The organism is Streptomyces sp. NPDC085460 (genome assembly GCF_044541975.1).
GTDB lineage: Bacteria > Actinomycetota > Actinomycetes > Streptomycetales > Streptomycetaceae > Streptomyces.
This window is the reverse complement of the sequence record NZ_JBITTO010000011.1, coordinates 38,272-57,293: the sequence shown is the minus strand read 5'-3', so window position 1 is coordinate 57,293 and position 19,022 is coordinate 38,272. Positions and strand designations below refer to the sequence as shown.

The following is a 19,022-nucleotide window of genomic DNA, read 5'->3' as shown; positions in this document are numbered from 1 at the left end:
GGCCCTCTCCCTCGTGCCGCCGGCCTACTCGGCCTTGATGGCGGTGAGCATGTTCAGCCGGGCGGCGCTGCGGGCCGGCCAGAGCGAGGCCAGCACGCCGACCAGGGCGGCGAGGAGCAGGAAGATCCCGATCCGGCCCCAGGGCAGGACGAGGGCGTACTCCGGCATGCTCGTCGCGAAGGTCTTGCCGATCGCCCAGGCGAGGAAGGTGCCGAGGCCGATGCCGACGATCGCGCCGAAGACCGAGATCACGACGGCCTCCAGGCGGACCATCCGCTTCACCCGGCGCCGGTCGAGGCCGATCGCCCGGATCATGCCGATCTCCTGCTGGCGCTCGAAGACGGACATCGCGAGGGTGTTGACGACGCCGAGGACGGCGATGAGCAGGGCCATCGCGAGCAGGCCGTACATGATGTTCAGCATCAGGTTGATCTGGCCGCCGAAGGTGTCGCGGATGTCCTTCTCGTCCATGACGGAGATGGCCGGGTTGTCGCCCAGGGCCTTGATCAGCGCCTGCTCGTTCGCCGCGCTGGGGCCGCCGTCGGTGGCGACGAAGATCTGCGGGATGTACTTCTCCGGGTCGTGCGCGTCGAGGATCTTCGTGTCGACGAGGACGGGGGAGACGAACTCGCTGTCCTTGTAGACGGCGCCGATCGTCAGCGTGCCCTTCTTCTTGTCCAGGTACTCGACCGGGACGGAGGCACCGACCTTCAGGCCGCGCTTGGCGGCGGTCTTCTCGGCGACCGCGATCTGCCCGTCGGCGAGGGTGCCGAGGGAGCCGTCCACGACGTCGACCTTGAGGACCTTCTCGACGGCGCCGGGGGTGACGCCGGAGGCGGAGACGTACGAGCCCTTGATGTCGAGGGCGCCGGCCTGCTGCGGGGAGACCGCGGAGACGCCCGGGGTCTTCTCCAGGGCCGTCAGGGTCTCCTGGGAGAGGCCGTCGCCGCTGGCCATGGTGACCATGTAGTCGGCCTTGATCTGGTCGACCGTCATCCGGTCCAGGGCCTGGCCGGCGCTGACGCCGATCACGGTGAGGCCGGTGACCAGGGTGAGGCCGATGGCGAGCGCGGAGGCGGTGGCGCCGGTGCGGCGCGGGTTGCGGACCGCGTTGAGGCCGGCGAGCTTCCCGGCGACCCCGAAGACCTTCACGAAGAAGGGGCGGATCAGGGCGATCACGGGCCGGGACAGGAAGGGGATGAGGATGATGACGCCGATGAGGGTGGTGAAGGCACCGCCCGCGATGACCATACGGCCCGTCTCGCCGCCGCTGTTGGCGCCGAGGACGATCAGCACCGCGCCGATCGCGGTGATCGCGGCACCGATCGAGTTCCGCACCACGAGCGACTTGGCGTTCGGGGTGGCGTGGACGCTGTTCATGGCGGCGACCGGCGGGATCCTCGCGGCGCGGCGGCCCGGCAGCCAGGCGGCCAGCACGGTGATGACGACACCGACGCCGAAGGCGGCGAGGACCGGGGTGGCGCCCAGGACCAGATCGCTGTCCGGGAGCTTCATCTCGAAGGCCGCCATGCCGGCGCGCAGGCCCATGGCGAGGGCGACGCCGAGGGCGTAGCCGACGGCGGAGGCGACCAGGCCGACGATGCCGGCCTCGGTGAGGACGGAACGGGTGATCTGCTTGCGCGAGGCGCCGACCGCGCGCATCAGGGCCAGTTCCTTGGTGCGCTGGGCGACCAGCATGGTGAAGGTGTTGGCGATCAGGAAGACGCCGACGAAGAGCGCGATGCCGGCGAAGCCGAGCAGGACCTGGTTGAGGGTGCCGAGGCCGGACTCGATGTCGCGGGCCTGCTGGTCGGCCAGGTCCTGGCCGGTCTGGGCGGTGGCCGCCTTCGGGACGACCTTGAGGACCTCGTCGCGGAGCTTGTCGGCGTCGGTGCCGGCGGCGGCCGAGACGTTCAGGTCGGAGTAGTAGCCCGGCTTCAGGTACAGGTTCTGGGCGACCGGGGCGTCGAAGACGACGAGGCTGCCGCCGGCGTTGACGGCGCCGTCCTCGGTGGTGAAGACACCGGAGAGGGTGTACTCCTTCACCGGGCCGTTGGTGGCGACGCGGACCTTGTCGCCGACCTTGTAGCCGCCCTTGTCGGCGGACTCCTTGTCGAGCGCGATCTGGCCGGCCGCGGTGGGACCGTCACCGGAGGTGAACGCGAGCGCCGGGTCCTTGCCGTCCGGGCCGGGGGCGAAGTTGGTGCCCCTGTTGGACCAGCCGCTGCCGATCAGCTTGCCCTTCGCGTCCGGCACGCCGGCGAAGCCGTCGACGCGCGGCTGGACGCCGGTGACGCCGCCGAGCTCGGCGACCTTGTCGACGGTGGCCTGGGAGAGGCCGGGGTTCTTCGCGGCCTCCTCCGGGCTCGGGCGCAGGCTGACGGCGACGGCCACGTCGTCGTAGCTCTTCGCGGACTGGTTGCGGAAAGCCTGGGAGAGGGTGTCGGTGAAGACGAGGGTGCCGGAGACGAAGGCCACGCCGAGCATCACGGCGAGCACGGTCATCAGCAGCCGCGCCTTGTGCGCGAGGACGTTGCGCAGGGCGGTACGGAACATGGGTGAGGTCCTGGAGGAAGGCGGGACGGAAGTCGGGTGCGGGCTCGCGCGGGGCGCGGGGCCTCGCGTCAGCTCGTACGGCCCTTGGCGTCGAACGCCTTCATGCGGTCGAGGACGCCGTCGGCGGAGGGGCGCAGCATCTCGTCGACGATCCGGCCGTCGGCCAGGAAGATCACGCGGTCGGCGTAGGAGGCGGCGACGGGGTCGTGGGTGACCATGACGACGGTCTGCCCGAGCTCGCGGACCGAGTTGCGGAGGAAGCCGAGGACCTCGGCGCCGGAGCGGGAGTCCAGGTTTCCGGTGGGCTCGTCGCCGAAGATGATCTCCGGCTGGGAGGCGAGGGCGCGGGCGACGGCGACGCGCTGCTGCTGGCCGCCGGAGAGCTCGGTCGGGCGGTGCTTGAGGCGGCCGGACAGGCCGAGCATGTCGATGACCCGCTGGACCCACGCCTGGTCGGGCTTGCGGCCGGCGATGTCCATGGGGAGCGTGATGTTCTCCAGGGCGGTCAGCGTCGGCAGCAGGTTGAACGCCTGGAAGATGAAGCCGATCTTGTCCCGGCGGAGCTGGGTGAGGTGCTTGTCCTTGAGGGTGGACAGCTCGGTCTCGCCGATCCGGACGGAGCCGGAGGAGAAGGTGTCGAGGCCGGCGACGCAGTGCATGAGCGTGGACTTGCCGGAGCCCGAGGGGCCCATGATCGCGGTGAACTCGCCCTGGCGGAAGTCCACGCTGACCCGGTCGAGCGCGACCACCTGGGTCTCGCCCTGGCCGTAGACCTTGGAGAGCTCCGTGGCGCGGGCGGCCACCGCGGTGGCGCGGGGCACGGTGGGGGTGGTGGTCACGAGGGGACTCCTGTCAGGACGTCTGTTCGAGAACCCGGTGTCCCGGGAACCACTCCATCGTTTCGAACGTTCCTGCCCGGGTCGTCCGTCCACGTGCCCGTTCGAGGGGCCCCCTTGGGTCGGACCGCCCTCCCCGTGTCTCCTCCTCTGGTATGACGGCGACCCCGACGGCGGATGTGACACACCTGCGGCGAGATCTGGTCAATCCGGGGGTGGCCGCTTTGCGCCTGCGACCCCTGTCACAGTTTGCGGAAACCCCGCTCACCTGCACTGACGCACCCTCAGACGTCAATAAAATAAGACAACATCGGGCGCTCGTTCCGCTGAACGAGGGAAGGGCCCCGATAGGCTCCTGTGCCAACGCGGAGCTACGCGGATAACGCCCGGATGGTGGAATAGCAGACACGGCGAGCTTAAACCTCGCTGGCCTTCGGGCCGTACCGGTTCAAGTCCGGTTCCGGGCACCACCCGGGCCCCAGGAGACGCCTGCGGCCCGGCACTCCGCCCCCGCCGCCCTCCGGTGGCCGCCCCTCCTCACTCCCGGGTCGCCCGGTGGCCGGTGAAGATCGAAAGTTGTCGCAAAAGATCCTCCCCGAGCACTAGAGAGTTTCTTTTGCCTACGCATTACCCTTGACGCAAGGCCGCGCAGTGCGGCCGTCCATGGAGGAGTGAGATGAGGAGCAGCAACCCGGTCTTCTCGCGACGGGGGTTCAGCCGCGACAACGGCTACGCGGGCTTCAACGCGCAGCAGCCGCAGGCCGGGGGCCCCGCCGTCGGAGCGAACCCGTACGCGACCGGCAACCCGTACGCCGAGGGTGCGACCAACCCGTACGCCACCAACCCCTACGCCCCGCAGGACGTCCAGACGGGCGCCCCGCAGCAGGCGCGCGGCAACGTGATGACGATCGACGACGTCGTGAGCCGTACGGCCATGACGCTCGGCACGGTCGTGCTCACCGCCGTCCTGTCCTGGTTCCTCCTGCCGGTCGACCCGGCGAACCTGGGCAAGTCCTACGGCATCGCCATCGGCGCCGCCCTGGTCGCCCTGGTCCTGGCGCTCGTGCAGTCCTTCAAGCGCAAGGCGTCGCCGGCGCTGATCCTGGGCTACGCGGCCTTCGAGGGCGTCTTCCTCGGTGTGATCTCCGCGGCCGTCTCGACGTACATCGCCGACGGCGTGGTCATCCAGGCGGTCCTCGGCACGATGGCGGTCTTCGCCGGTGTGCTCACCGCCTACAAGATGGGCTGGATCCGGGTCAACCGCCGCTTCACCGGCTTCGTGATCGCCGCGGCCATGGGCTTCATGCTGCTCATGGTGGTGAACCTGCTGTTCTCGGTCTTCGCCGGCGGTGACGGCCTCGGCTTCCGCAGCGGTGGCCTCGGCATCCTCTTCGGTGTCATCGGCATCATCCTGGGCGCCTGCTTCCTGGCCCTCGACTTCAAGCAGGTCGAGGACGGCGTGACCTACGGCGCGCCGCGCGAGGAGGCGTGGCTGGCCGCCTTCGGTCTCACCATGACCCTGGTGTGGATCTACCTGGAGATGCTGCGTCTGCTGTCGATCCTCCAGGGCGACGACTGACGCACCCCGTGACTCGGGGGAAGGGCCCGTCCGGCAACCGCCGGGCGGGCCCTTCCGCGTCTCTCGCCGGGCGGGCTCTTCCGCCTCTCCTCGTGGGGCGGGGCCCCGGTAGGGTCGGGCGGGTGCTGGATACGAGTGAACTGACCACCGCCGTGGAGCGCTACGCGGACCGGCTGCGGGCCGCCCCGCAGAGCCGCCTCCAGCGGGGCGCCGCCGCCGAGGGCCTGGAGCTGGCGAGGGAGCTGGCAGTACGCGCGCAGCGCGCCGAGGAGCCGGACCGGGAGCCCAGGATCATCCCCGACGCGGGCGTCTTCACCGTCGCCGACCAGCTGGCCGTCGCCGGCAACGACCTCGCCGAGATCCTGAGAACGGCCCCCGCCGACTCCCGCGAACAGGAGCTGGCAGAGGCCGTGAGGCTGGTACGGGAGTCCCGCGAGCGCGCGGGGGTGTGAGGACGTCGGGGTGGGGCGCGGCGGGCGGGGAGCCGGCACCGGCCACGCACCGGCGGCCGGAGGCCGCCGCGGCGCCCCGAAGCCGGTGAGGCCCCCTGGGGCCTCACCGCGCGAGGGGCGCGGGAAGGGCTAGAGCGAGGCGATGACGCGGTCGGCGAGGATGTAGACGTTCTCCTCGTCGGACTCGCCGTAGGAGAAGGTCAGCGCGAAGGCGCCCGAGACGCCCGAGCCGCCGAGGAGGACCGGGGTGCGACCGGCCTGGAGGGCCTCCGCGAGGCGCTCCGCGGTCTCGCGGTGCCCCGGGGTCATGCAGAGCGTGGTGCCGTCGGCGAAGACGTACACGTCGAGGGTGCCCAGCGGGCCCGGGCGGACGTCGGTGAGGGCCGTGGCCGTGTCGGCCAGCTCCTCCAGGCGCGCCACCGTGCGCTCGTGGTCCGTGACGACCGGCGTCTGCACCGGCACGAAGTCCGGGTGCGAGGGGTGCCGGCGGCGGGCGGCGGCCAGCTCGGCGGAGTCCTCCGGGTACTCCGGGAAGTCGTCCACCGGGTCGACGACGCCGTCGAGGGCGGCCGCCTCGGCCTCCATGGCCTCCAGCGCCATCGCCTCCAGGCCCACGAAGTCGGTCTGGCGCGGGACGAAGAGACCGGCCGCCTCCTCGCCGGCCGGGCCGCCGAGGAGGGCGGAGGGCGCGTCGGCCGCGTCCCTGGCCTCCTGCGCGGCCCAGAAGGCCCGCGCCTCGGCGAGCTCGCGCTCGCGCTCCTCGGCCAGCGCCTCCGCGACCGCGGCCCGTATCTCGGCGGCGGGCGTGGCGCGGGCCGCGGGGACCGTCACACCGTGACCCGCGGCCAGCTCGGCGCGCAGGGCGGTGACCTCCTTGCGGAGACCCCGCACGTGGTGCAGGGCAGCGGCGCCCACGGCCGTGGCAGCGGCCGTGGTCAGCAGCAGGGCAAGAGACATGGCGCTCACTGACGTACTCCCGGTTCGAGTCGATCCCCCGACTTCCTACATCAGCTTGTCGTGGGGTGGGGCTGCCTGTCAGTGCATTACGTCACGAATTGGACAGGTATTTCGGTCAGGCGTTTAGTCCCGAAACCACTCTGACCTGGGAAAACGAACTCCCCCGGGATGTAGGTCACATCCTGGGGGAGATTCGGTCACGGCTCGGACGCGCCGAGGTTGACGCGCTCGGTACGTGGAGAGGTCGGCGCGCTCGGTGCGCGGAGAGCGCCGCCCTCTCGTACTAGCTCAGCCGCTCCATTCTTCTGGTCGCGCTGAGCTTCGCCTCCGCTGCGGGCAGGTGCCGCCCTCGTTCCTCGGGCGACCCCTACCCTCCGCTGCGGCTCAGCTCAGCCGCTCGATGACCATCGCCATGCCCTGGCCGCCGCCCACGCACATCGTCTCCAGGCCGAACTGCTTGTCGTGGAACTGGAGGCTGTTGATCAGGGTGCCGGTGATCCGCGCGCCGGTCATGCCGAAGGGGTGACCGACGGCGATGGCGCCGCCGTTGACGTTGACCTTGTCGAGGTCGAAGCCGAGGTCCCGGTAGGACGGGATGACCTGCGCGGCGAACGCCTCGTTGATCTCGACCAGGTCGATGTCGGAGGAGGTCAGCCCGGCCCGCTGGAGGGCCTGCTTCGACGCCTCGACCGGGCCGAGGCCCATGATCTCGGGGGAGAGGCCGGAGACGCCGGTGGAGACGATCCGGGCCAGCGGGGTCAGGCCCAGCTCGCGCGCCTTGGTGTCGGACATGATCACGAGCGCGGCGGCGCCGTCGTTCAGCGGGCAGCAGTTGCCGGCGGTGACCAGGCCGTCGGGGCGGAAGACCGGCTTCAGGCCGGAGACGCCCTCCAGGGTGACGCCGGCGCGCGGGCCGTCGTCGGTGGAGACGACCGTGCCGTCCGGCAGCGTCACCGGGGTGATCTCGCGCGCCCAGAAGCCGTTCTTGATGGCCTGCTCGGCGAGGTTCTGCGAGCGGACGCCGAACTCGTCCATGTCCTGCCGGGTGACGCCCTTCCAGCGGGCGAGGTTCTCCGCGGTCTGGCCCATGGCGATGTACGCGTCGGGGACGATGCCGTCCTCGCGCGGGTCGTGCCAGGTGGAGCCCTCGGACTCGGCGACCTGGGCGGTACGGGCCTCGGCCTCGGCGAAGAACGGGTTGTGCGTGTCCGGCAGCGAGTCCGAGTTGCCCTTCACGAACCGGGAGACCATCTCGACGCCCGCCGAGATGAAGACGTCGCCCTCGCCCGCCTTGATCGCGTGCAGCGCCATCCGGGAGGTCTGCAGCGAGGAGGAGCAGTAGCGGGTGACCGTGCAGCCGGGCAGGTGGTCCATGCCCATCTGCACCGCGACGATCCGGCCCAGGTTGTTGCCCTGCTCGCCGCCCGGCAGGCCGCAGCCCAGCATCAGGTCGTCGATGTCGCGCGGGTCGAGCTCGGGGACCTTGGCGAGCGCGGCCTGGATGATCGTGGCCGTGAGGTCGTCGGGGCGCAGATCCTTCAGGGAGCCCTTGAAGGCCCGGCCGATGGGGGAACGGGCGGTCGAGACGATCACGGCTTCGGGCATCACGGCTCCAGGGGGCTGGTGGCGGTCGGACTCACTGGGAAGTTACCCGGACGTACCGCACGGGGTCACCGGGATCGGCATGTGATGCGGACCTCTTTTCTAAGCGCTTGCTCAGGTCTCGGGGAGGGGGTCCTCAGGCCCATGGGGAGTCCTGCGGCAGCGGCTCCCCCCGGCCCTCCGGAGCCTCCCCGGAGGCCCCGGGAGCCCCCTGGGCGGCTTCCGCGCCGGACGACTCCGCCCCCGCCGTCGCCGCCGTCTCCGCCGCCTCCACGGCCTCGCCCGCCTCCGTCAGCCGCCGCCGGCGCCGGTGCTTCAGGAGCGCCCACGGCGCCCGGGCCCCGGTCACCTCCGTACCGGCCTGCTTCGCCGCCTCGGCCGCCGCCTTCGCCACCGGCAGCATGTCCTCGCGGCGCTCCGGCTCCAGACGGTCCGGTTCCGGCCACACGCCCAGCGAGGCGCACAGCGTCGGCAGCACCGCCATCGCCGCCGTCGCGTACCCCTCCGCCGACGGGTGGAAGAGGTCCACCCCGAACATCTCCCGGGGGTTCGCCGCGAACTCCGGCCCCAGCAGGTCGCCCAGCGACACCGTCCGCCCGCCCTGCTCCACCACCACGATCGTCTGCGCCGCCGCCAGCTGCCGCGAGGCCCGCCGGGCCAGCCAGCGCAGCGGCTGGTAGACCGGCTCGATCGTGCCCAGGTCCGGGCAGGTGCCGACCACCACCTCCGCGCCGGCCGTCCGCAGCCGCCGCACCGCCGCGGCCAGGAGCCGTACCGACTCCGTCGCCGGCATCCGGTGCGTCACGTCGTTCGCCCCGATCATGATCACGCAGACGTCCGGGGGGCCCAGCGGCTGCGCGAGCAGCAGCGACACCTGTCGCTCCAGATCGTCCGAGCGGGCCCCCGACAGCGCCACGTTCCGCAGCGTCACCGGACGCTCCGCGACCGCCGCGAGCCCCGAGGCGAGCAGCGCGCCCGGCGTCTGACCCGCCCGGCGCACCCCCTGGCCCGCGGCGGTGGAATCACCCAGAAGGGCCAGCCGCAGCGGATCCTCCGCGCCGAACGCCCTCCCGTAGAGGCCGTCCGCCGCCGGCGGCAGGGGAGCCGTCCCCGTGCCCACCGTCCGCTTCGCGAGCTGCGCCTCCGCCAGCACGATCCCGACCGCGGCCACGCCGATCAGTCCGATGCTCCCGCCGCCGTACGCCGCGCCCGCCGCGATCCGGCGCGCCACCCTCGCCCTGGACATCGGGGGCGTCACCTCCTCAGAGCCATACAGATCCGTCACGCCGTTCCGGCCGTTCCCGCCGATCCGGCCGTTCAGGGTTCTAACTGCCCCGAAAGGCGTCCCGACTACGCATACGCTGACCACACCATTACGGAGACCCCGGAGAACACGGTGCAATTCCACGACTCGATGATCAGCCTCGTCGGCAACACCCCGCTGCTGAGGCTCAACAACGTGACGGCAGGTATCCAGGCCACCGTCCTCGCCAAGGTGGAGTACTTCAATCCCGGAGGGTCGGTCAAGGACCGCATCGCCCTGCGCATGATCGAGGCCGCCGAGCAGAGCGGCGAGCTGAAGCCCGGGGGCACCATCGTCGAGCCCACGTCCGGCAACACCGGCGTCGGCCTGGCGATCGTGGCCCAGCAGAAGGGCTACAAGTGCATCTTCGTCTGCCCCGACAAGGTGTCCCTCGACAAGATCAACGTGCTGCGCGCCTACGGGGCCGAGGTCGTCGTCTGCCCCACCGCCGTCGATCCGGAGCACCCGGACTCGTACTACAACGTCTCGGACCGGCTCGTCCGCGAGACCCCCGGCGCCTGGAAGCCCGACCAGTACTCCAACCCGAACAACCCCCGCTCGCACTACGAGACCACCGGTCCCGAGCTGTGGGACCAGACCGAGGGGAAGATCACCCACTTCGTCGCGGGCGTCGGCACCGGAGGCACGATCTCCGGCACCGGCAACTACCTGAAGGAGGTCAGCGGCGGGAAGGTCCGGGTCATCGGCGCCGACCCCGAGGGTTCCGTCTACTCCGGCGGCTCCGGCCGCCCGTACCTGGTCGAGGGCGTCGGCGAGGACTTCTGGCCCACCGCCTACGACCGGAACGTCACCGACCGGATCGTCGCGGTCTCCGACAAGGACTCCTTCCAGATGACCCGCCGCCTCGCCAAGGAGGAGGGCCTGCTCGTCGGCGGCTCCTGCGGCATGGCCGTGGTCGCCGCCCTGGAGGTCGCCAGGGACCTGGGCCCCGACGACGTCGTCGTCGTCCTGCTCCCGGACTCGGGCCGCGGGTACATGTCGAAGATCTTCAACGACGAGTGGATGGCGGACTACGGCTTCCTGGAGGACACCTCCACGGCCACCGTCGCCGACGTCCTGCGCCACAAGTCGGGCGGCATGCCCTCCCTCGTCCACATGCACCCGGACGAGACCGTCGGCCAGGCCATCGAGGTGCTGCGCGAGTACGGCGTCTCCCAGATGCCCATCGTGAAGCCCGGCGCCGGCCACCCCGACGTGATGGCCGCCGAGGTCATCGGCTCGGTCGTCGAGCGGGAGCTCCTGGACCACCTCTTCACCCAGAAGGCGAACCTGGAGGACCCGCTGGAGGACCACATGTCGGCCCCGCTGCCACAGGTCGGTTCCGGTGAGCCGGTCGCCGACCTGATGTCCGTCCTCGGCGACGCCGACGCCGCCATCGTCCTCGTCGAGGGCAAGCCCACCGGCGTCGTCAGCCGCCAGGACCTGCTGGCCTTCCTGGCCAACGGCGGCACGAAGTAGCAGGCTGCCGGGGCCGGCCGGGGCCCGGACGGGCGTTCGCACAAACGGTACGCGGGTGTCATGTTCGCGCAGCACCGGCTTAACACGGCTCCGGCAGAGTGTTCCTCGTCGGCGTCACAGAACTTCCGGAGCGGCTCCCGGACCTCTGAAGACGCCGCGGACGCGGAGACCGGCCCTGACCCGGGCCCGTGTCCCCCGCGGGGACCGCCGTCGTCCCGCCCCCCAGCGATGGGGGTGCGGCGGTCCCCGCGCCAGTCCTCCCCGGTCTTCCCCGGTCTTCCCCGGTCTTCCGTGAGTCTTCCGTGAGTCTTCCGCCGGTCTTCCGCCGGTCCTCCGGGGCTCAGAGCTGGGTGATCGGGCGCATCGCGAGCCCCTCGGTCCCGGCCCAGCCGTTCACCCGCGCCGCGTCGTCGACCGAGACCGTGTCGAGGCCGTCGGGCAGGTCGAAGACGAGCGTGCCGCGCAGTTCGGTGCCCTCGCCGGCGACCAGGGTGGCCGTGAAGCGGTCGGACTGGTCGTACACCGCCTCGCCGCCCTCGTCGTTGCCGAAGACGTAGAGCCCGGCGTACGCCTTGCCGCCGCCCTCGACGACCACGGGCTCGGAGTCCGGCTCGCCGAGCGTCTCGACGATCGGGGCGTCGTTCCCGGCCTTGAGCCGCAGGATCGGGGCCTCGTTGAGGACGCACGGCGTCTTCGCGGTGTTGGTGACCGTCAGCAGGAAGTGGCGGGGGGTCTCCCCGGCGGCGTCCTGGAGCTCGACGGCGGTGGTGAGCCCGTCGGCCTCGCAGTCCGCGTACGCCGTGCCGTTGCCGCCGCCCGTCTCGCCGCTGTCCCCGGTCCCGGTGGCCGAGGGCTCGGCGCTGCCGCTCGTCCCGGAGTCGCCGGTGGGCGCGGCGGTCGCGGGCGCGGTGGACGCGGGCGCCCGGCCGGCGGACGCGGAGCCGGAGGGGGACGCGGCCGGCGGGGCGGAGGCGGTCGGCGACGCGGCGGCGCCGTCGTCACCCCCGGAGTCCTGGCAGGCGGTGGTCGTCAGCAGCGCCGCGACCACGGCCGCGCCCAGGACGGCGCCGCGCAGGCGGCGTGGTGCACCGGCTCCGACCGTCTTCGAGTTCATGCCGTTCCCTCTTCCCCCATGGCCGACCCCAAGTCGGCCCGTGTGCAAGCGACATGGCTATTCTTGCCAGCCGGGCGCAACCCTCCACGGGCCTCCCGCGTTTGTTACAGCCCCCGGACGAACCGGACGTCATGGCGTGACCATGGCGACCGGAGGAGGCCGCTCCCGTCCCGTCCGCACCACCTCTGCATATCCTTATGCAGACAGGGTCAGGGATGAATGGATGAAGGGGGACGGCATGAGCGACAGCCCGGCCGGGCGGCTCCAGGCGCTCTTCGAGGGGCACCGGCTCACGCCCACGCAGCGGCGGATCGCCCACTGCATGGTCCGGCGGGCCGCCGACGCGCCCTTCCTCTCCAGCGTCGAGCTCGCCGAGCTCGCCGGCGTCAGCCAGCCCTCCGTGACCCGCTTCGCGGTCGCCCTCGGCTTCGACGGCTATCCCGCGCTCCGCCGCCACCTGCGCGAGGTCGCACCGCCCGAGCGGCCCGCCACCGGGGAGGACGCCGGGCACAACGCGTACCAGCAGGCCGTCCTCGCCGAGATCGAGAACCTGCGGCACCTCGCCGGGCTGCTCGCCGACCCCGCGCCCGTGGAGCGCGCCGGGCGGCTGCTCGCCGGCTCGCGGCCGCTGCTCGTCCTCGGCCTGCGCGCCGCCTCCTCGCAGGCCCGCGGCTTCGCCTACTTCGCCGCCAAGGTGCACCCGGACGTCCGGCTGCTCGACGAGGGCGGCTCGATGCTGATGGACCGGATCGACGCGGCCGTACGGGCCGGGGCCACCGCGCTGCTCTGCTTCGCGCTGCCCCGGCACCCGCGGGAGGTCGTCGAGGCCCTGGAGTACGCGCGGGCGGCCGGGCTGACGGTGGTGACGGTGGCCGAGTCCGCCTTCGCTCCCGTCGCCGCCCACTCCGACCTGCTCATCCCGGCCGCCGTCGGCACCGGGCTGGCCTTCGACACCGCCTGCGCGCCGATGCTCCTCGGCCGGGTCCTCCTGGAGGCCATGGCGGACGAGCTGCCGGACGCGCAGGCGCGGCTCGAGCAGTTCGACGCGCGGGCGGCGGAGCGGGCGCTCTTCGTGGAGTGAGGAGCTCCTGGCGGGGTGCGGCGCTCCGCGGGGAGCGCGGCCGGCGGGGCGGACGTGCCGGTGCCCGTCAGACCTCCAGCTCCGCTTCGATCTTCTTCAGCTGGTGGCGGGCCATCGCCAGGTTGGCCCGGTCCTTGGACAGCGCCAGGTAGAGGAAGAGGCCGTTGCTGCCGCGCGACTTGAGCAGCCGGATGAGGTGGTACTGGGTGCCGAGGGTGATGAGGATGTCCTCGATCTCCTCCTGGAGGCCCAGCATCTCCATCGTGCGGACCTTGGCCCGCACCACGTCGGTGTTGCCCGCCGCGGCGACGGTGAGGTCGAGGTCCTTGCTGCTGCCGATGGTGCCGAGCGCCATGCCGCTGGTGTAGTCGACGAGGGCCGCGCCGATCGCGCCCTCGATCGAGGCCGCTTCCTTGAGGGCGGCTTCGGTGTTCGCCATGGTGTGCCACTTCCTTCTGTACGGGTACGGGTACGGGTTCCGGGGACGGGGACGGGTTCCGGGGACGGGGACGGGGTGCGGCTTCCTCGCGGGGGCCGGGTCAGGCGAGGTCCCTGCGCTCCAGCGCGCCGTCGACGAGGTCGCCGATGCGGGCGCTGGAGCGGCGGGCCTCCAGGTGGAGCCGGCCCACGTTGATGCGGGGCTCGGCGAGCAGGGTGAGGACGGCGGAGCCGCCGGCCGCGTAGGTGGCGACGTAACCGGAATCGCCGCGGACGAGCAGTTCGCGGAAGCCGCCCTGGCCGGTGGACTCGGTCAGCCGCCGGCCGACGCCGAGCGCGGCGGCGGTCAGCGCGGCCACGCTCTCGGCGGCGCCGTCCACGGTGTCGTGGGCGAGCACGAGGCCGTCGGCGCTGGCCGCGAGCGCCCCGGTGAGCTGGGGCAGCCGGGCGCGCAGGCGTCTGAGCTCGCCGAGCACCTCGGCTTCGGCTGTCATCAACTGTCTCCTCTCGGCGCGCAGGCGCAGAGCACGCCTCATCACAGGTGTGCCTCCAGGGCGTCACGGAGCCGGCGCAGCAGGGCGATGTCGGGGTCGGAGACCGGGGGGACCGGTGACCACTCCGGGGACGGCGGTACGGGGGTGGCTCCGGGGGCCGCGTCGAGCGGGGTCTCGACGAGGCCGGCGGCGGCGAGCCTGCGGACGTCGAGGAGGGTGTGGAAGGCGGGGCGGCCGAGGGTCCGGGCCAGGTCGGCGGGGGTGCTGACCCCGTCGGCCGCGGCGAGCAGGGCGCGCCGGCGGGCGCCGACGCCCTGGCCGGGGGCGGCCGGGCGGGGCACGACGGGGGCGGTGTCGACGGAGGCGTACGGCCAGACGGCGTCGAGGAGTTCGCGGCGGCGGAGGGTCTCGCGCTCGACGGCCTCGGCGGAGACGGGGCGCACGGTGCCGAACCAGTGGCCGACGCCGTACCGGAAGCGGGTGGGGCCGCTGGTGGGGGCGAGGGCGAAGAAGGCGGCGTCGAAGACGGCGCCGAGGTGGCAGATCTCCAGCTCGCCGTCGCGCAGCCGGCCGCTGTCGACGAGGAAGCGGCCGACGGCGCGGTGGGCCCCGGCCCGGTCGACGGCCTCGTCCCAGTTCTCGCGGGGGAGCCGTCCCGCGGTGGTGAGCAGGACGTCCATGCCGGGGGCGGCGGGGCTCTCGGCGTGGACGACGTGCCCGTCGACGAGGTAGAGGGTGCCGTGGTCGCGCAGCAGGGCGCCGGTGGCCTTCTCGGCCGCGAGCCGTACGAGCATCGGGGAGACGCTCATCCCAGGACCAGTCTCTCGGCGAGGTCGCCGAGCCGGATGCGGGCGAGGGCGAGGTTCCCGGTGTCGCGGTCGAGCCAGAGGTGGAGGAAGACGCTGCTGTCGAAGGAGGTCCGGACGAAGCGGAGGACGTGGTAGCCGGCCCGCGTCGTGACGATCAGGTCCTCGACGGGCGGCTCGCCCTCGGCCCCCGCGGCGCCGTCCGGCGGATCGGCGGCGGTGAAGGAGTCGAACTCGGCGGCTGCGCGGGCGAGTTCGGCGGTCTCGGCGGCGGTCGTCTCGTGGTCCCCGACCGGCGAGTCACCCGCGGTCCCGAGTGCGAGGCCGCTGTTCCAGTCGACCAGGGAGGCACCGCGAGCACCCGGCAGGGTCATGGCCTCCATGAGGCACTCGTCGATTCCGGGCACGCGGGTTCCCCTCCCGATACGGCGTGCGGGCAACGGCAGTGACGGTGACGTTACTGAACGGCGCGGCCCGGGGGAGGGGTTCTGGCATTTTCCATCGGAACATGCCCGACGGCGGCCTGAAGTGAACGACGATGGAGGGTGGACCGGCGGCCGGGGCCGCCGGCCGGATCCGCGTCAGTACCGGCTCGTGACCGTCCGGGCGATGTCGTCCAGGTCCTTGGCGAGCGCCTTGGAGACGGCCCTCGCGCCGATCCGGGCGAGGAGGCGGGTGACGAAGCCGGGCGCGCGGCCGTCCGCCGGGCCGCCGGAGAAGGTCATCCGGAGCACGCTGGCGTCGGGTCCCTCGGCGCGCAGGGAGAGCTCGGAGACGTAGTGCATGCCGTGCGAGTCGGCGACCGCGACGTACCGGTCGGGCGGCTCGCACTCGGTCACGGTCATCTCCTCCGTGGCCTCCTTGCCCAGCATCTTCCGGGTCTCCCGCCAGCGGGTGCCCACGCCGAAGCCGCCCTCCGTGAGCACCTCGACCTTCTGGACGCCGGAGAGCGTCCGGGGCATCTCCCGCAGGTCGGTGATCGCCTCCCAGACGCGGCCGGGCGAGGCGGCGACCCGGCGCTCGACGACGACGGTTGTGGTGGTGGTCATGGTTCCCATCGAAGTGGTTCCGCCGCTCCCGCGCTACCGGACGAGCGCGTCCGCGTGCGCGCCGCCGGCCTCGGCGACGATCTCCTCCGTGGTCTGGGCGGGCCGGACGAGGGCGAAGGAGACGGTGCCGTCGCCGGTGACGGTGAAGCCGTGCACGGCGGGGCGGGGCAGCGAGTTGTAGGCGTAGTGGTGGGCGAAGGCGTAGGCGCCGGTGTCCGGGACGGCGACCACGTCGCCGGGGTGGAGCAGCGGCAGGGCGCGCCCGGCGGCGAGCAGGTCCCCGGCGAAGCAGGCGGGGCCCGCCACGTCCTGGACGGTGGGCTCGCCGGCCCGGGGGCGGCCCTCGGAGTCGTACGCGAGGATCCGCAGCGGCCACGCCTCGGGGGCGTACACGGTCCGGGTGGCGAGCTGCACGCCCGCGTGGGTGACGGCGATCGGGCGTCCGCCGGAGGTCTTGGTGTACTCGACGCGGGTGAGGACCGTGCCGTGCTTGGCGAGCAGGGAGCGGCCGAACTCGGTGACGAGGCGGTAGCGGCCGTCGAGGAGGCCGGGGGCGGTGGCGGCGAGCAGCCGGGCGTACTCGGCGTAGGTGGGGGTCTCCTCGTCGGAGGCGAAGTTGACCGGGAGGCCGCCGCCGAGGTCGACGGTGTCGATCTGCCGGCGGCCCGCCTTGGTGTTGATCTCCTCGGCCAGTTCGTACGCGGTCCGGACGCCTTCGGCCATCAGGGTGAGCGGGACGCCCTGGGAGCCGGTGTGGGTGTGCAGCCGGGTGAGCCAGGGGCGGTCGAGGTACGCCTGGACGACGGCCTCGCGGGCGCCCTCGTCGCGCAGGGCGACGCCGAACTTGGAGGTGGCGGTGGCGGTGGACAGGGCGCCGATCGTCCCCGCGCCGACCTGCGGGTTGACCCGGAGCCCGAGCGGCGAGGCGGTGGGGGCGGAGGCGACCAGGGCGTCGATGCGGGCCAGTTCCTGGAGGTTGTCGGCGTTGACGGCGATCCCGAGGGCGAGCGCCTCGCGGAGTTCGGCGGGGGTCTTGGCGGGCGAGTCGAGGACCGTACGGGACGGGGGCAGCCCGGCGGCGCGGGCGAGGGCCAGTTCGCCCGGGCTCGCCACCTCGGCGCCGATGCCCGCGTCGGCGAGCAGGCGCAGGACGGGGACGAGCGGGGCGGCCTTCACGGCGAAGGCGTGCAGCACCTCGGCGTCGGTGACGGCGGCGAAGGCGCTGGTCAGGGCGGCGGCGGAGGCCCGGATGCCGACGGTGTCGAGCAGGGCGACGACGGGGGCGGCGGCGGGGGTGCGGATCCCCGGGGCGGGAGGGGCGGCGGGGGCGAGGAGCCCTCGGGCGACGGCGGCTCGGACGGCGAGGTCACGGCGGTAGGAGGCCATGGGCTCCATCCTGGCGGGCCCGGGGCGGGCCGTCACCGGGGCGTGTGCGCGGAGGGCGCGAAGGGGGCGCACCGGGGCGTGTGGCGCCGGGCGGGAGCCCCCGGACGCGTACCCGTGCACGGGTGCAGGCCCCGCGCCCTGTTGACTACAACTATTCAGCACGCCAGGATGTGAATATCTGAACGACATTCGAGGAGGCACGCCATGTCAGGACCCCGCCCCGTACGGGCCCCGCGCGGTACGGAACTGAGCGCCCTGGGATGGCAGCAGGAGGCCGCCCTCCGGATGCTCCAGAACAACCTCGACCCCGAGGTCGCCGAGCACCCCGACAAGCTCGTCGTCTACGGCGGCACCGGCAAGGCCGCCCGCGACTGGCGCTCCTTCGACGCCATGGTCCGCACGCTGCGCACCCTCAAGCAGGACGAGACCATGCTGGTCCAGTCCGGCCGCCCGGTCGGCGTCATGCAGACCCACGAGTGGGCCCCCCGCGTCCTCATCGCCAACTCCAACCTGGTCGGCGACTGGGCCAACTGGGAGGAGTTCCGGCGCCTGGAGCAGCTCGGCCTCACCATGTACGGCCAGATGACCGCTGGCTCCTGGATCTACATCGGCACCCAGGGCATCCTCCAGGGCACCTACGAGACCTTCGCCGCCGTCGCCGCCAAGAAGTTCGGCGGCACCCTGGCCGGCACCATCACCCTCACCGCCGGCCTCGGCGGCATGGGCGGCGCCCAGCCGCTCGCCGTGACGATGAACGACGGCGTCGCGATCTGTGTCGACGTCGACCCGCGCGCCATCGAGCGCCGCATCGAGCACCGCTACCTGGACGTCAGGGCCGACGACGTCGCCCACGCCCTCCGCCTCGCCGTCGAGGCCCGGGACGCCCGCCGCCCGCTCTCCATCGGCCTCCTCGGCAACGCCGCCGAGCTGGTCCCGCAGCTGCTCGCCGAGGGCGCCCCGATCGACATCGTCACCGACCAGACCTCGGCCCACGACCCGCTGTCGTACCTCCCCGTCGGCGTCGCCTTCGAGGACATGGCGGACGCGGCGGCGAAGGACCCGGCCGGGTTCACCGCCAAGGCCCGCGAGTCGATGGCGAGGCACGTCGAGGCCATGGTCGGCTTCATGGACGCCGGCGCCGAGGTCTTCGACTACGGCAACTCCATCCGCGGCGAGGCCCAGTTGGCCGGCTACGACCGCGCCTTCGCCTTCCCCGGTTTCGTCCCGGCGTACATCCGCCCGCTGTTCTGCGAGGGCAAGGGCCCCTTCCGCTGGGCCGCCCTCTCCGGCGAGGCGTCCGACATCCACAAGACGGACAAGGCGATCCTCGACCTCTTCCCGGAGAACGAATCGCTCCACCGCTGGATCAAGATGGCCGGCGAGCGCGTCCACTTCCAGGGCCTGCCGGCCCGCATCTGCTGGCTCGGCCAGGGCGAGCGCGACAAGGCCGGCGCCATGTTCAACGACATGGTCGCCGACGGCACCCTCGCCGCCCCCCTCGCCATCGGCCGCGACCACCTCGACTGCGGCTCCGTCGCCTCCCCGTACCGCGAGACCGAGGCCATGCTCGACGGCTCCGACGCCATCGCCGACTGGCCGCTCCTCAACGCCATGGTCAACGTCGCCTCCGGCGCCTCCTGGGTCTCGATCCACCACGGCGGCGGCGTCGGCATGGGCCGCTCGATCCACGCCGGGCAGGTCTCGGTGGCCGACGGCACCGCGCTCGCCGGCGAGAAGATCCGCCGCGTGCTCACCAACGACCCCGGCATGGGCGTCATCCGCCACGTCGACGCCGGCTACGACATCGCCGAGCGCGTCGCCGACGAGAAGGGCGTCCGCGTCCCGATGCGCGAGGGCGCCGAGGACGAGGCCGGCGCGTGAGCGCCACCT

Annotated in this window: 17 protein-coding genes and 1 tRNA gene; 6 read left to right on the top strand and 12 right to left on the bottom strand. The window is 72.7% G+C overall.

Annotated elements, in window-relative coordinates; translation table 11 throughout:
* Window positions 1-24 precede the first annotated feature (24 nt).
* Both ACIGHB_RS27055 and ACIGHB_RS27050 read right to left on the bottom strand, forming a co-directional pair.
* Complete coding sequence (locus tag ACIGHB_RS27055; protein WP_399916518.1) at window positions 25-2,556, bottom strand: ABC transporter permease; 2,532 nt, start codon at window positions 2,554-2,556, stop codon at window positions 25-27.
* A gap of 68 nt (window positions 2,557-2,624) precedes the next feature.
* On the bottom strand, window positions 2,625-3,395 hold the full coding sequence (locus ACIGHB_RS27050; protein WP_360314598.1) for an ABC transporter ATP-binding protein: 771 nt from the start codon (window positions 3,393-3,395) through the stop codon (window positions 2,625-2,627).
* A gap of 381 nt (window positions 3,396-3,776) precedes the next feature.
* Between ACIGHB_RS27050 and ACIGHB_RS27045 the strand changes: the two genes are divergently transcribed.
* The 3 genes from ACIGHB_RS27045 to ACIGHB_RS27035 all read left to right on the top strand — a co-directional run bounded on the left by ACIGHB_RS27045 (window position 3,777) and on the right by ACIGHB_RS27035 (window position 5,423).
* Window positions 3,777-3,862, top strand: a tRNA-Leu gene (locus tag ACIGHB_RS27045).
* A 206-nt stretch (window positions 3,863-4,068) separates the two neighbouring features.
* Window positions 4,069-4,971, top strand: coding sequence for a Bax inhibitor-1/YccA family protein (locus ACIGHB_RS27040; protein WP_360314596.1), 903 nt, complete (start codon window positions 4,069-4,071; stop codon window positions 4,969-4,971).
* A 122-nt stretch (window positions 4,972-5,093) separates the two neighbouring features.
* On the top strand, window positions 5,094-5,423 hold the full coding sequence (locus tag ACIGHB_RS27035; protein WP_360314594.1) for a hypothetical protein: 330 nt from the start codon (window positions 5,094-5,096) through the stop codon (window positions 5,421-5,423).
* A 129-nt stretch (window positions 5,424-5,552) separates the two neighbouring features.
* Here the strand turns inward: ACIGHB_RS27035 and ACIGHB_RS27030 are convergent, their stop codons facing one another.
* From ACIGHB_RS27030 to ACIGHB_RS27020, 3 genes are all read right to left on the bottom strand, one after another.
* Window positions 5,553-6,380, bottom strand: coding sequence for a hypothetical protein (locus ACIGHB_RS27030; protein ID WP_360314592.1), 828 nt, complete (start codon window positions 6,378-6,380; stop codon window positions 5,553-5,555).
* A 384-nt stretch (window positions 6,381-6,764) separates the two neighbouring features.
* Window positions 6,765-7,985: an acetyl-CoA C-acetyltransferase gene (locus ACIGHB_RS27025; protein WP_360314590.1), complete on the bottom strand. Its 1,221-nt coding sequence runs from the start codon at window positions 7,983-7,985 to the stop codon at window positions 6,765-6,767.
* A gap of 133 nt (window positions 7,986-8,118) precedes the next feature.
* Window positions 8,119-9,228, bottom strand: a complete 1,110-nt coding sequence (locus ACIGHB_RS27020) for an SGNH/GDSL hydrolase family protein (RefSeq protein ID WP_399916515.1) — start codon at window positions 9,226-9,228, stop codon at window positions 8,119-8,121.
* Between the two features lie 150 nt (window positions 9,229-9,378).
* Here ACIGHB_RS27020 and ACIGHB_RS27015 point away from each other — a divergent pair, with 150 nt between their 5' ends.
* Window positions 9,379-10,764, top strand: a complete 1,386-nt coding sequence (locus tag ACIGHB_RS27015; protein WP_360314586.1) for a cystathionine beta-synthase — start codon at window positions 9,379-9,381, stop codon at window positions 10,762-10,764.
* A gap of 340 nt (window positions 10,765-11,104) precedes the next feature.
* On the opposite strand, the gene ACIGHB_RS27010 is transcribed toward ACIGHB_RS27015, so the two are convergent.
* Window positions 11,105-11,878, bottom strand: coding sequence for a DUF4232 domain-containing protein (locus ACIGHB_RS27010; RefSeq protein WP_399916513.1), 774 nt, complete (start codon window positions 11,876-11,878; stop codon window positions 11,105-11,107).
* 238 nt (window positions 11,879-12,116) lie between these two features.
* On the opposite strand from ACIGHB_RS27010, the gene ACIGHB_RS27005 reads away from it, so the two are divergent.
* Window positions 12,117-12,959, top strand: coding sequence for a MurR/RpiR family transcriptional regulator (locus ACIGHB_RS27005; RefSeq protein WP_360314582.1), 843 nt, complete (start codon window positions 12,117-12,119; stop codon window positions 12,957-12,959).
* Between the two features lie 67 nt (window positions 12,960-13,026).
* On the opposite strand, the gene ACIGHB_RS27000 is transcribed toward ACIGHB_RS27005, so the two are convergent.
* The 6 genes from ACIGHB_RS27000 to ACIGHB_RS26975 all read right to left on the bottom strand — a co-directional run bounded on the left by ACIGHB_RS27000 (window position 13,027) and on the right by ACIGHB_RS26975 (window position 17,141).
* On the bottom strand, window positions 13,027-13,398 hold the full coding sequence (locus tag ACIGHB_RS27000) for a hypothetical protein (protein WP_360314580.1): 372 nt from the start codon (window positions 13,396-13,398) through the stop codon (window positions 13,027-13,029).
* Window positions 13,399-13,498: 100 nt separating this feature from the next.
* Complete coding sequence (locus ACIGHB_RS26995; protein ID WP_360314578.1) at window positions 13,499-13,933, bottom strand: roadblock/LC7 domain-containing protein; 435 nt, start codon at window positions 13,931-13,933, stop codon at window positions 13,499-13,501.
* Window positions 13,933-14,700, bottom strand: coding sequence for a transcriptional regulator (locus ACIGHB_RS26990; RefSeq protein ID WP_360314576.1), 768 nt, complete (start codon window positions 14,698-14,700; stop codon window positions 13,933-13,935). Before ACIGHB_RS26990 ends, ACIGHB_RS26995 begins: the two co-directional genes overlap by 1 nt.
* Window positions 14,697-15,104 (bottom strand): hypothetical protein, encoded by a 408-nt coding sequence (locus ACIGHB_RS26985; RefSeq protein ID WP_360314574.1) that lies wholly within the window; start codon window positions 15,102-15,104, stop codon window positions 14,697-14,699. Before ACIGHB_RS26985 ends, ACIGHB_RS26990 begins: the two co-directional genes overlap by 4 nt.
* Window positions 15,105-15,278: 174 nt before the next feature.
* Window positions 15,279-15,746 (bottom strand): SRPBCC family protein, encoded by a 468-nt coding sequence (locus tag ACIGHB_RS26980; protein ID WP_388875822.1) that lies wholly within the window; start codon window positions 15,744-15,746, stop codon window positions 15,279-15,281.
* Between the two features lie 33 nt (window positions 15,747-15,779).
* Entirely contained in the window at window positions 15,780-17,141 is a 1,362-nt protein-coding gene (locus tag ACIGHB_RS26975) for a diaminopimelate decarboxylase (protein WP_399916509.1), read from the bottom strand.
* Between the two features lie 195 nt (window positions 17,142-17,336).
* Here ACIGHB_RS26975 and hutU point away from each other — a divergent pair, with 195 nt between their 5' ends.
* The gene (hutU, locus tag ACIGHB_RS26970; RefSeq protein WP_388875825.1) at window positions 17,337-19,013 is read left to right on the top strand and encodes a urocanate hydratase; all 1,677 of its coding nucleotides are present in this window, start codon (window positions 17,337-17,339) and stop codon (window positions 19,011-19,013) included.
* Window positions 19,014-19,022: the final 9 nt, after the last annotated feature.